This is a genomic window from Mycobacteriales bacterium, assembly GCA_040902655.1.
In the GTDB taxonomy this organism is placed as follows: Bacteria; Actinomycetota; Actinomycetes; order Mycobacteriales; family SCTD01; genus SCTD01.
The window spans coordinates 1-11,341 of record JBBDWV010000049.1 but is presented as its reverse complement, the minus strand read 5'-3'; the positions used below and the strand labels follow the sequence as shown (position 1 = coordinate 11,341).

At 72.5% G+C, this 11,341-nt stretch carries 14 protein-coding genes; 6 read left to right on the top strand and 8 right to left on the bottom strand.

Going from position 1 to position 11,341, the window contains the following annotated elements:
* Positions 1-59 precede the first annotated feature (59 nt).
* Both WD794_13320 and glpX read right to left on the bottom strand, forming a co-directional pair.
* Complete coding sequence (locus WD794_13320; protein MEX2291290.1) at positions 60-812, bottom strand: exodeoxyribonuclease III; 753 nt, start codon at positions 810-812, stop codon at positions 60-62.
* 79 nt (positions 813-891) lie between these two features.
* Positions 892-1,914, bottom strand: coding sequence for a class II fructose-bisphosphatase (gene glpX / locus WD794_13315; protein MEX2291289.1), 1,023 nt, complete (start codon positions 1,912-1,914; stop codon positions 892-894).
* 60 nt (positions 1,915-1,974) lie between these two features.
* Between glpX and WD794_13310 the strand changes: the two genes are divergently transcribed.
* The 3 genes from WD794_13310 to WD794_13300 are packed head-to-tail and all read left to right on the top strand — an operon-like array spanning position 1,975 to position 3,800.
* Positions 1,975-2,583, top strand: coding sequence for a flavin reductase family protein (locus WD794_13310; protein ID MEX2291288.1), 609 nt, complete (start codon positions 1,975-1,977; stop codon positions 2,581-2,583).
* Entirely contained in the window at positions 2,580-3,212 is a 633-nt protein-coding gene (locus WD794_13305; GenBank protein MEX2291287.1) for a TetR/AcrR family transcriptional regulator, read from the top strand. The genes WD794_13310 and WD794_13305 overlap by 4 nt, the downstream gene beginning before the upstream one ends.
* 42 nt (positions 3,213-3,254) lie before the next feature.
* Positions 3,255-3,800 (top strand): DUF4245 domain-containing protein, encoded by a 546-nt coding sequence (locus WD794_13300; GenBank protein ID MEX2291286.1) that lies wholly within the window; start codon positions 3,255-3,257, stop codon positions 3,798-3,800.
* Here the strand turns inward: WD794_13300 and WD794_13295 are convergent.
* The 3 genes from WD794_13295 to WD794_13285 all read right to left on the bottom strand — a co-directional run bounded on the left by WD794_13295 (position 3,765) and on the right by WD794_13285 (position 6,179).
* Entirely contained in the window at positions 3,765-3,983 is a 219-nt protein-coding gene (locus WD794_13295; protein MEX2291285.1) for an exodeoxyribonuclease VII small subunit, read from the bottom strand. The two genes, WD794_13300 and WD794_13295, sit on opposite strands and share 36 nt — an antisense overlap.
* Positions 3,984-4,025: 42 nt before the next feature.
* The gene (gene xseA / locus WD794_13290) at positions 4,026-5,225 is read right to left on the bottom strand and encodes an exodeoxyribonuclease VII large subunit (GenBank protein ID MEX2291284.1); all 1,200 of its coding nucleotides are present in this window, start codon (positions 5,223-5,225) and stop codon (positions 4,026-4,028) included.
* A 69-nt stretch (positions 5,226-5,294) separates the two neighbouring features.
* Positions 5,295-6,179, bottom strand: coding sequence for a hypothetical protein (locus WD794_13285; protein ID MEX2291283.1), 885 nt, complete (start codon positions 6,177-6,179; stop codon positions 5,295-5,297).
* A 122-nt stretch (positions 6,180-6,301) separates the two neighbouring features.
* Between WD794_13285 and WD794_13280 the strand changes: the two genes are divergently transcribed.
* Complete coding sequence (locus WD794_13280; protein ID MEX2291282.1) at positions 6,302-7,285, top strand: 4-hydroxy-3-methylbut-2-enyl diphosphate reductase; 984 nt, start codon at positions 6,302-6,304, stop codon at positions 7,283-7,285.
* Between the two features lie 2 nt (positions 7,286-7,287).
* Here WD794_13280 and WD794_13275 read toward each other — a convergent pair whose 3' ends face one another.
* Positions 7,288-7,716 carry a DUF6542 domain-containing protein gene (locus WD794_13275; GenBank protein MEX2291281.1) on the bottom strand — a complete coding sequence of 143 codons (429 nt, stop codon included), beginning with the start codon at positions 7,714-7,716 and terminating at the stop codon, positions 7,288-7,290.
* Between the two features lie 57 nt (positions 7,717-7,773).
* Here WD794_13275 and WD794_13270 point away from each other — a divergent pair, with 57 nt between their 5' ends.
* A complete protein-coding gene (locus tag WD794_13270) occupies positions 7,774-8,085 on the top strand; it encodes a hypothetical protein (GenBank protein MEX2291280.1) in 312 nt (103 codons plus the stop codon).
* Between the two features lie 40 nt (positions 8,086-8,125).
* Here WD794_13270 and WD794_13265 read toward each other — a convergent pair whose 3' ends face one another.
* Positions 8,126-9,256, bottom strand: coding sequence for a DNA recombination protein RmuC (locus WD794_13265; GenBank protein MEX2291279.1), 1,131 nt, complete (start codon positions 9,254-9,256; stop codon positions 8,126-8,128).
* Positions 9,257-9,309: 53 nt separating this feature from the next.
* Between WD794_13265 and ychF the strand changes: the two genes are divergently transcribed.
* Positions 9,310-10,383 (top strand): redox-regulated ATPase YchF, encoded by a 1,074-nt coding sequence (ychF, locus tag WD794_13260; GenBank protein MEX2291278.1) that lies wholly within the window; start codon positions 9,310-9,312, stop codon positions 10,381-10,383.
* Positions 10,384-10,406: 23 nt separating this feature from the next.
* Here ychF and WD794_13255 read toward each other — a convergent pair whose 3' ends face one another.
* Entirely contained in the window at positions 10,407-11,024 is a 618-nt protein-coding gene (locus tag WD794_13255; GenBank protein MEX2291277.1) for a hypothetical protein, read from the bottom strand.
* Positions 11,025-11,341: the final 317 nt, after the last annotated feature.

The following is an 11,341-nucleotide window of genomic DNA, read 5'->3' as shown; positions in this document are numbered from 1 at the left end:
TCGTACGTCCTGCTGACCTCGGCGCAGAGCTCTCCTCTCAGCAGGACGCAAGGGCCACATCAGAGGTCGATGTCGGCCACCACCGGGGCGTGATCGCTCGCTCCCTTGCCCTTGCGGGCCTCGCGGTCCACCCAGGCGGCGCGCACCTGCACCGCCGGCGTGGCCAGCAGGTAGTCGATCCGCATCCCGAGGTTCTTGTGCAGCATCCCGGCGCGGTAGTCCCAGTAGGTGAACGGCACCTCACCCTTGCCGGGCCGCGCCTGCACGTCGACCAGCCCCCAGTCCAGCAGCGCCTGGACGGCGGCGCGCTCGGCCGCGGTGACGTGTGTGGAGCCGGCGAAGGCGCCGATGTCCCACACGTCCCGGTCGTGCAGCGCGACATTGAGGTCACCCATGACCACGAGGGGAGCGACTGGGTCGAGGTCCGCCAGCCGCTCGCGCAGCGCGTCCAGCCAGGCCAGCTTGTAGGCGTAGTGCGGGTCACCCAGCGCCCGCCCGTTCGGCACGTAGCAGCTGAACACCCGCAGCGGCCCGCACTGCGCCGAGGCGAGCCGCGGCTCGGGGTGGCCGTCCAGCGTCAGCGACACCTCCGACAGCCCCACCCGGGACAGGACCGCGGCGCCGTTCCACCGTCCGTCGCCGGAGTGCGCGACCTCGTAGCCCAACGCCTGCAACGGCAGGTGCGGGAAGCTGCCGTCCGCGCACTTGGTCTCCTGCAGCGCGACGACGTCCGGGGCGACCTCCTCCAGCCACGGCAGCAGGCGCGGCAGGCGGGCTCCGATCGAGTTGACGTTCCAGGTCGCGATGCGCACGCCCCGAGGCTAGGCGCGCCCCTTGCGTCCTGCGCAGAGGAGCAGATCCACGCTCAGCGGGCATGACGCAAGGGCGTCGCTACCTGCTGTGGTGCTCGAAGTCGATCGAGGCGTACGCCCGCAGCTTGGTCAGCCGGTGCTGCGAGGTCACCCGGCGGATCGTCCCGGACTTGGACCGCATCACCAGCGACTCGGTCGTCGCACCACCGCCCCGGTAGCGCACGCCGCGCACCAGCTCCCCGTCGGTGATGCCGGTCGCGACGAAGAACACGTTGTCGCTCCGGACCAGGTCATCCATGCCGAGGATCGCATCGAGGTCGAGCCCGGCGGCTGCGGCGTTGGTGAACTCGCTCTTCTTCTGCGGCCAGAGCTTGGCCTGGATGGTGCCGCCCAAGCACTTGACGGCGCAGGCCGTGATGATCCCTTCGGGCGTCCCGCCGATGCCGAGCAGCAGGTCGACACCGGTGCCCTCGGAGGAGGCCATGACCGCCCCGGCGACGTCGCCGTCGCTGATGAACTTGATCCGGGCACCCGCCTCACGGACCTCGCGAACCAGGTCCTCGTGGCGCGGCCGGTCGAGCAGGCAGACCGTGACGTCCTCGGGCTCGCCGCCCTTGGCCTTGGCCACGGCGTTGACGTTGAAGGACACCGGGGCGGTGATGTCGACGACGTCCGCCGCCTCGGGGCCGGTGACCAGCTTCTCCATGTAGAAGACCGAGCTGGGGTCGTACATCGTGCCCCGCTCGGCGACGGCCATGACGGCGATGGCGTTCGGCATGCCCTTGGCCATCAGCGTGGTGCCGTCGATCGGGTCGACGGCGACGTCGCACTCCGGCCCCTCGCCGCAGCCGACCTCCTCCCCGTTGAACAGCATCGGCGCCTTGTCTTTCTCGCCCTCACCGATGACGACGACGCCCTTCATCGACACGCTGCCGATCAGCTGGCGCATCGCGTCGACGGCCGCACCGTCGCCGCCGTTCTTGTCGCCACGGCCCACCCACCGGCCGGCCGCCATCGCCGCCGCCTCGGTGACCCGTACGAGCTCCAGGGCGAGGTTGCGGTCGGGAATTTCGCGGAGACTCGGCTGCGCGTCGTCAGTCATGGACGCACCTTAATGGTGGGCCGTCCACTCTGCATCGGGCGCGGTGGCAGAGTGAGCCCGGTGAGACGCGACTACGACCCGGCGCAGGCCGGCACCGCGGTCTACGCGCTGCTCAACAGCGTCGTCGTGCCCCGCCCGATCGCGTGGGTGTCGACCCGCTCTGCGGACGGCGTGGACAACCTCGCGCCGCACTCGTTCTTCACGATCAGCTCGGTGTCGCCGCCGGTCGTGCAGTTCACCTCGGTCGGCGCGAAGGATTCGCTGCGCAACGCCGTCGAGAACGGTGAGTTCGTGGTGAGCCTGTGCCCGGAGGAGCTGGTCGATCAGGTCAATCTCACCGGCACCGACTTCCCCGCCGACGTGAGCGAATTCGACGCCGTGGGGCTCCAGCGCGAGCCGAGCCGGCTGGTCGCGCCGCCACGCGTCGCTGCCTCGCCCGTCGCACTCGAGTGCCGCACCGTCGGTACGAAGAGCTTCGGGGGCGGCTCGACGGTCGTCTTCGGTGAGGTCGTGTGGGTGGCGGTCGAGGAGAGTGTGCTGCGCGACGACCGGCCGGTGATCGACCTGCTCAGGCCGATGGCCCGGCTCGGTGCGAACGAGTGGAGCACCATCGGCGAGGTCAGCGTCCGCCGCCGGGTGCCCTACGCCGAGCTGCGGAGCGGCTCGTGAGGCAGGCGCAGCTGACGCCGCCGCGGGCCGGCAGCCGTGCGGCCGGCACCCGTGACGCGCTGCTGTGCGCCGCGCGAGAGGTGTTCTGCGCGTCCGGCTTCGCCGAGGCCTCGATCGCCGACGTGGTCGCGGGGGCGGGGGCCAGCGTCGGCAGCCTCTACCACCACTTCGGCGGCAAGGCCGAGCTCTACCTCGCCCTGTTCGAGGACTATCAGCAGCGCCAGGAGGCCCGTGCGGTCGATGCTGTGCGGGGGGCCGTCGCCACGGGCGAGACCGACCCGGTCGCGCTGTTCGTCGCGGGCTCCCGCGCCTATCTCGACGGCTGCTGGGTCGAGCGCGACCTGGCCCGGCTGTTCCTCGCCGGTGGCGGACCGCCCGGCTTCGAGCTGGTCGCCCGGCGGCGCTACCGCGAGTGGACCCGTCGCAACGCCACCCTGCTCAGCTCCGGCAGCTCCGGCCCCGAGGACGCCGAACCGTGGGGCGACGCGCTGGTCCTGGTGCTCACCACCGTCGTCAGCGAGGCCGGCCACGAGGTCGCGGTGTGCGAGGACGAGACGTCGGCCGGTCGGCTGGCCGGCGACGTCCTCGAGCTGATCGGCCGGATCGGGCGACCGCCCGGGCCCGCATGAGCCGGCACGGCGGCCGTCCGCCGCATCCCTGACACTGGAGGGGTGAGCACAGCCAGCCCCCCGAAGCGCAAGCGTGGGCGCGAGACCGCCACCGACATGACCCGCTCGCTGGGTCTGGTGATTCTCGTGGTGCTGCCGATCTGGTTGCTCGCTCGGGCACCGGCCAGTGACGAGGTCGAGCTCCGCGAGGTCGACCCCTCCGGGCCGATCGCCGCCTTCGCGGCCGACGTGCCGGCCGCTCCGGTGCCCGGGAGTCTCCCGGCGGACTGGCGGGCGACCTCCGCGACCTACGACGGGGCGCAGCAAACCGTGCGGGTCGGCTGGGTGACGCCGTCGCAGCAGTACGCCGAGTACGCCGCGTCGACCGCTCCGCGGGACGACGTCCTCCGGCTCGTCGTGGGTGCGGACGTCGAGCAGCTCGAGTCGCTGACCGTCGGGGGCGAGCCCTGGGAGCAGTACCGCGACAGCGACGGTTCGCTGTCGCTCACCCGTTCGTACGGCAGCGCCACCGTCGTGGTCGGGACCAAGCGGGCCAGCGTCACGTTGTCCGAGTTAGAGGTCCTGCTGCGGTCCCTGACCACCCGCTAGCGCGGCATCCAGGCGCGCCTTCGCGCCGTCCAGCCAGCTCTGGCAGACCTTCGCCAGCTCCTCGCCGCGCTCCCAGAGCGCCAGCGACTGCTCCAACGTGGCGCCGCCCTGCTCGAGCTGGCGGACGACGTCGGCCAGCTCCTCGCGGGCCTGCTCGTAGCTGGGCCGGGGGGACTCACTCACAGCGCAGACCATAGGCGGCCGACCTCCCGCCTGGCCCGGGCGTCACTCGGCCGTGACGAACAGGACACCCTTGGCCAGCCGGACCTGCAGGTCGGTCGCGGGTGGCACGGCGTCGGCGTCGCGCACCACCGCGCCGTCCTCGTCCTGCACGACGGCGTAGCCGCGGTCCAGGGTCGCCTGTGGTGACAGTGCCAGCACGCGGGCCCGCACGTGGTCCAGGTCGTCCTGCGCGCGACCGAGCTGCCCGGCCGTGCAGCGGCGGGCCCGTTCGTGCAGCGCCCGTACGTCCTCGCGTCGCGCGTCGACCAGCGTCGCCGGCGCCGCCAGTACCGGACGGCTGCGTACGGAGGACAGCCGGGAGCGCTCGGCGGCGACCAGGGACAGCACCACGCGGCGGGCGCGGTCGCGGGCCTGGCGCACCCGCTGCGACTCCTCCTGCACGTCCGGCACCACGCGCTTGCCCGCATCGGTCGGGGTGGAGCAGCGGACGTCGGCGACCAGGTCGAGCAGGGGGCTGTCCGGCTCGTGACCGATGGCGCTGACGACGGGGGTCCGGCAGCGGGCGACGGCGCGGCAGAGCGCCTCGTCGCTGAAGGGCAGCAGGTCCTCGACGCTCCCGCCGCCGCGGGCGATGACGATCACGTCGACCTCGGGGCTCTGGTCGAGCTGCTGGAGCGCGCCCAGGACCTGTTCGACGGCGAGGTGTCCCTGGACCGCCACCTCGCGGACGTCGAACTCGACGGCCGGCCAACGCCGCCGGGCGTTCTCGAGGACGTCCCGCTCGGCGGCACCGGCCCGACCGGTGATCAGTCCCACGCGCCGCGGCAGGAAGGGCAGCGGCTTCTTGCGGTCCGCCGCGAACAGGCCCTCCTGGGCGAGCAGCGCCTTGAGCCGCTCGAGCCGCGCCAGCAGTTCCCCGACGCCGACGGGCCGGATCTCGAGGGCCTTGAGGCTCAGGGTGCCGCGGACGGCGTAGAACTCCGGCTTGGCGTGGACGACCACACGCGCACCCTCGGCCAGGGCCGGGACGACCGCCTCGCACACGCCGCGGGGGCAGGTCACCGACAGGCTCATGTCCGCCACCGGGTCGCGCAGCGTCAGGAAGACCGTCCCCGGCCGCCTGGACAGCTGGGTGACCTGGCCCTCCACCCAGACCCGGCCGAGCCGGTCGATCCAGCCGGCCAGCGACCGGGCGACGGTACGGACGGGCAGCGGCGACTCCGCGCTGTTGGCCAGGCCCACGCGGGCGAGCCTACGGGGACGGAGCCGGCGGAGGGCGGGACGGGCCGGGGGCGGCCACTCCCGCTGCGACTACGCCCCGCTGTGGGGGTTGGTGCCGGGTGAGCCGGTGGTGCGCGTCGGGTCGTTGGCCAGCTTGGCGATCCGGTTGTCCAGCATCGTCACGATCGGCAGCCGGTCAGCGTGGGCCTTCTCGTAGTCCCGGATCGAGATGAGCTGCGGCAGGTCCAGGCTGCGCATCCGGCCGCGCAGCGACCCGAGGGTGAGGTGGTCGTAGTCCGGCAGCGGAAGCTCGTCGTGGCTGAGCACCTCGCTCCCCGCGGTGGCGGAGACCCGTTCGACCGTCTCCACGACGGCGCTGCTGGCCGCCGTGTCGACCCGGGTGGTGTCGGGCTCGGGTGCCTTGGGCGTCGGCACCCCCTTGGGTGCCTCGGCGTCGGCTCCCAGCGTCCCGGCTCCCGACGCCCCGGCTCCCGACGTCGCAGCCGTGCCTGCGTCGCCGGCCCGGTGCGCCGCGTCCTCGACCGTCTCGGCGGCCTTCTGCAGACCGGCACCGGCGGCCCGCGTCGCGGAGCCGGCCGTCTTGCGCGCGCGGGTCGTGCCGGTCCGCACCAGCTGGGTGACGCTCTCGGTGGTGTCCTCGAGCGCATCCTCGACCCGGTCGTAGGGCCCCGCGAGCGGCGTGCCCTGCAGGGCGTCCTCGACGACGTCCTCGACCTGGTCGAAGGAGGTGTCCCGCAGCCGGGCCAGCAGCCGCTCGCCCCGCTCGGCCAGCGCGTCGTAGCCGTGGCGGGCGTTGTCCAGGCCCTGGCGAGCGGTGCCGAGGCCCGTCAGCGCGTGGCCGACGGCATACACCGGCAGTTGCACGACCTTGCCCGGCAGGCGGCGGACGCCACCCAGGACGGTCGGCACGAGCCCGAGGGCTGCGGCGACGGGGTTCGCGACGAGGCGGGGCATGACAGGGTCCTTCGGTTCGGTGGGCGGGAGCTGTTGCCAGGCGTGCCCGCGAGGGTCTCCCTCACACGCGGCGAGAGGAAGATCACCGGGCGCCCGGGCGACGCGCACATAGGATGGAGGCCATGACGGAGACCTCTGCGCGACCGTCCAAGCGGGTGCTGGTGGCCAAGCCGCGCGGCTACTGCGCCGGCGTCGACCGGGCCGTGGTGACCGTCGAGAAGGCCCTCGAGGTCTACGGCGCGCCGATCTACGTGCGCAAGCAGATCGTCCACAACGCCCACGTGGTGCGCACGCTCGAGGCGCAGGGCGCCATCTTCGTGGACGAGACCGAGCAGGTGCCCGAGGGCGCCACCGTCGTCTTCTCGGCGCACGGCGTCGCGCCGGTCGTGCACGCCGAGGCCAAGCTGCGCGCGCTCCAGACCATCGACGCGACCTGCCCCCTCGTCACCAAGGTGCACCTGGAGGCGAAGCGCTTCGCGGCCGACGACGTCGACATCGTGCTCATCGGCCACGAGGGGCACGAGGAGGTGGTCGGTACCACCGGTCAGGCTCCGGAGCGCATCCACCTCGTGGACGGTGTCGACGAGGCCGCGCAGGTGCAGGTGCGCGACCCGGACAAGGTCGCCTATCTGTCGCAGACGACCTTGTCGGTGGACGAGACGAACGTGACGGTCGAGGCGCTGCGCCGGCGTTTCCCGCTGCTGCAGGGCCCTCCCTCGGCCGACATCTGCTACGCGACGCAGAACCGGCAGGTCGCCGTCAAGGAGGTCGCGGCCGAGGCCGATCTCGTGCTGGTCGTGGGTTCGCGCAACAGCTCGAACTCCGTACGCCTGGTCGAGGTCGCGCTGGACGCCGGCGCCCGGGCGGCGCAGCTGGTCGACGACGCGTCCCACATCGACGAGGCGTGGCTCGAGGGGGTGTCCACGGTCGGCCTGACCAGCGGCGCCTCGGTGCCGGAGATCCTGGTGCAGGACGTGATGACGTGGCTGGCGGCGCGTGGCTACGGCGAGGTGCAGGAGGTCGAGTCGGCGCAGGAGCACCTGCAGTTCGCGCTGCCGCCCGAGCTGCGCCGCGACCTGCGTGCCGCGGGTATCGCGGACTCCTGAACTCAGCCGAGCAGCTTGCGCACCAGAGCGACCACGAGCGCAGCGCCGGTGGCGGCCAGCAGCACCGGGGCGCCGAGCAGCAGGGCGTTGGCCAGCTCGAGCGCCTGCCGGGTGAGGAACGAGCCGCCGGCGCCCCAGTGCTCCACCGCCGCACCCACCAGCGCCAGCACCACGTAGACCAGGGGTGGCATCACGACGGCCGCGAGCAGATCCTCGCGGTGCACGGTGAGCGCTGCGAGCAGGCAGCCGAGCACGAAGCTGACGGCGAAGACGTCGCGAAGGCCGGGTCCGGTGACGACGTCGTACGCCCCGCCGGCCAGGCCGAGCCCCAACGCAACGGCGACCGCGCCGGTGGCGGTCAGGCCGCGCCGGTCCCCGACGGATGCCCCCGCCGGCAGGGAGTGCCCGATCGGGGGGGTCGGCCCAGTCACGGCCAGGACGCTACCGCCCGTGGCGCGGTGGCGGCTGCGCGCCGTACGGTGGGTCGCGTGTCCTCCGACAGCGCACCCGGTACGGCCTCCCCGGACAGGGACGGGCCGGGCGGCGGCTCGCCGCCGGGCGGCTACGACCCCGGGTGGGTGGCCGCCACGGCGCGCAGCGCGGATCCCGGCCTGCCGGAGGAGACGGCCCGCGAGCTGGCGATCTACGCCGGAGAACACCTGCACGAGATCGCCGCACTGGATGCCCCCGAGGTCGCGCGCCGGCTGCTGGCCGAACATCGGACGGCGGGTGCCACCGCCGCTGCGGTGGTGGCCAAGGCCGCGGTGGACTTCTGTGAGGCGTACGGCGTGCAGCCGTAGCCGGGAGTGACGAGCCGGAGCAGCGCCCCCTGACCGTGGCCTAGCCGGTGCTGGTCAGCGGCGGCACCAGCTCCGGCGCGGCCAGCGGCCGGGGGAGCGCCTCGACCGTCGCCGGGAGCGCGGGTGGCTCCTCGGCCAGCCCGAGCTCGGCCATCCGCCGGGCGGCCGGGAGCAGCGAGCGCTCGAGAGAGCCGACGGTGCGGTTGTAGTCGGCCACCGCCGAGCCGAGCGAGCGGCCGAGCTTGTCGACGTGACCGCCGAGGGTGCCGAGCCGCGTGTAGAGCTCCTTGCCGGCCACGACCACGGCCCGGGCGTTCTCCGTCAGCTGCTCCTGCTGCCAGGCGTGGGCGGCGGTGCGCAGCAGGGACACCAGCGTCGTGGGTGTGGCCAGGTGCACGTGCCTGGAGTAGGCGTGCTCGAGCAGAGCGGGGTCGTGCTCGAGCGCCGGGGCGAGGAAGGCCTCGCCCGGCACGAACAGCACGACGAACTCCGGACTGTCGGAAAGGGCTGCCCAGTAGGCCTTGTCGGCCAGGCGGTCGACGTGGCTGCGCAGGTGGCGCGCGTGGGCGGCCATCCGCGCGGCGGCCTCCTGCGCGTCCTCGCACTCCACGGCCTCCAGATAGGCGGCCAGCGTGACCTTGGCGTCGACGGCGATCGAGCGTCCGCCGGCCAGCCGGATGACCAGGTCGGGCCGCAGCACCGCGCCGTCGGCCCCGGGAAGGCTCTCCTGCTCGGTGAAGTCGCACCGGTCGAGCATCCCGGCGAACTCCACGCAGCGGCGCAGCTGGACCTCCCCCCACCGGCCGCGGGCCTGCGGTCGGCGCAGGGCGTCGACCAGGGAGGCGGTCTCGCGGCCGAGCAGCTCGGAGCTGCGCCGCACCCCGCTGACCTGCTCGCGCAGCTCGGCGGAGGCTCTGGCTCGCTCGACCTCGAGCCCGCGCAGCTGGGCCTCCACCAGCTGGAGCTGCTCGCGCAGCGGGCCGACCAGCGACTCGACCGCTTGCCGCTGGGCCGCCGCGTCGCGGTCGCTCTCCTGCCGGCTGCCGGTCAGCGCCCTGGAGGCCAGCCCCTGGAAGGAGGACAGCAACAGCTGTTCGTCGCGCCGGGCCAGGAGCCGGCCGAGGAGCAGGCCGAGCGCGAGCCCGACCAGCAGAGCGAGGGTGATCGTCATGCGGCGACCATGGCAGGGAGGTCCGACAAACCGCGCCGGTAGCGTCGTACGCCGTGAGCCTCTCCCTCGGCATCGTCGGCCTGCCCAACGTCGGCAAGAGCACGCTGTTCAACGCGCTGACCAAGAACGACGTGCTGGCGGCGAACTACCCCTTCGCCACGATCGAGCCGAACGTCGGCGTCGTCGGCGTGCCGGACGCGCGACTGCCCCGGCTCGCGGAGCTCTTCGGATCGCAGAAGATCATACCGGCCACCGTCGACTTCGTCGACATCGCGGGCATCGTCAAGGGCGCCAGCGAGGGGGAGGGGCTGGGCAACAAGTTCCTGGCCAACATCCGTGACAGCGACGCGATCTGCCAGGTGATCAGGGTGTTCCAGGACGACAACGTCGTCCACGTGGACGGGCGGATCTCGCCCCGGTCCGACATGGACACCATCAACACCGAGCTGATCCTGGCCGACCTGCAGACGGTGGAGAAGGCGCTGCCGCGGCTGGAGAAGGAAGCCCGGATCAAGAAGGACGTCGTGCCCCGACTCGAGGCGGTACGCGAGGCACAGAAGGTGCTGGACAGCGGCCAGACGGTGTCCGCCGCGGAGCTGGACCGTGAGCCGCTGCGCGAGCTGCACCTGCTGACGGCCAAGCCGTTCCTCTACGTGTTCAACCTCGACGAGAACGAGCTGGTCGACGCCGCGCTGCGGGCGTCGCTGGCCGAGCTGGTGGCGCCCGCCGAGGCGGTCTTCCTCGACGCGAAGGTGGAGTCCGAGCTGATCGAGATGCCCGACGAGGACGCGCTCGAGCTGCTGCAGTCGATGGGGCAGTCCGAGAGCGGGCTGCACCAGCTGGCCCGGATCGGCTTCGCCACCCTCGGGCTGCAGACCTACCTGACCGCGGGGCCGAAGGAGGCCCGCGCCTGGACGATCAGGAAGGGCGCGACGGCACCCGAGGCCGCAGGCGTCATCCACACCGATTTCCAGCGTGGCTTCATCAAGGCCGAGGTGATCGGCTTCGACGACCTGGTCGAGCTCGGCTCGGTCACCGCCGCACGCGCCGCCGGGAAGGCCCGCATGGAGGGCAAGGACTACGTGATGCAGGACGGCGACGTCGTGGAGTTCCGCTTCAACGTGTAGCGCGCGCGTAGGTGTTCAGGCGCTCAGCGCTCTACCAGATCAGGTCGACGCCGCTGGAGAAGCGCGCGATGACCCAGAGCAGCAGGAATACCTCCGACGACTGCGTGGTGGAGCGTGTGCCCTCTGTCGGCGACATCGACGCCGTGCGTGCCTCGTGAGCATCCCGGGAGAAGTCTGTCGTTGATCGCATCCCTGATAAAGCAGGGATTGAGCAGGTGCGGCACCACCTCCATGAACACCAGCACGAGCAGCGGGGCCGCGAACGGCAGGACTCGGCGGCGTCGCGTATCCCTGCGTCGTACGAGACGCGTTGCGGTGAGCAACAGACCTGGCAGGCCGAGCGCCGCAGCGAGCAGGAGTCCGAAGACGGGCAGGACGGCAGGGAGGTCGGCAAGCGACGGCAGGCCTTCGCCGCCGAAGCACGGCGGGTCGGGACAGGGATCGACGGAGACGCTCTCTGCGGCACTCGGCTGCCAGGTGAGAGCCGCAACGATGCCTCCCGCGACGGCGACCGCGACGGAGCCGAGGACGAGCAGGAGACCGCCGCGGGCAAGACGATCTGCCCGCTGTTCGCGGCGACCGGCCGGGCTTTCTCCTGGCATGGGCTGACCGTAGATGATGCCAGGCCGCTCGCTGCACAAGCAGCGTCCCGCTCGAGGCGCCGGACCCGTCGCCCTTCTGGTGTCAGCACGCTCACGGCGATCACGACGAGTGGGCCGGGCCACGTGCACATCGACATGTGCCGCCGAGCGGGGTGTACACCACAGGTCAAGATTTCCCGATTGTTGACCTGTGGTGCACACCGTCCGGACGGCACATGCGTCTGCGGAGCGGCGTGCCCCGTGGTCCCTGCGCCCGGAGCCGCGCGAGGTACTGCCTGACGGGTGACAGCTGCGGCATTCGCGGCGGATCGGCTGTGTGACGCAGCGGCCCTGCGTACGCTGCGCCTCGTATCCCT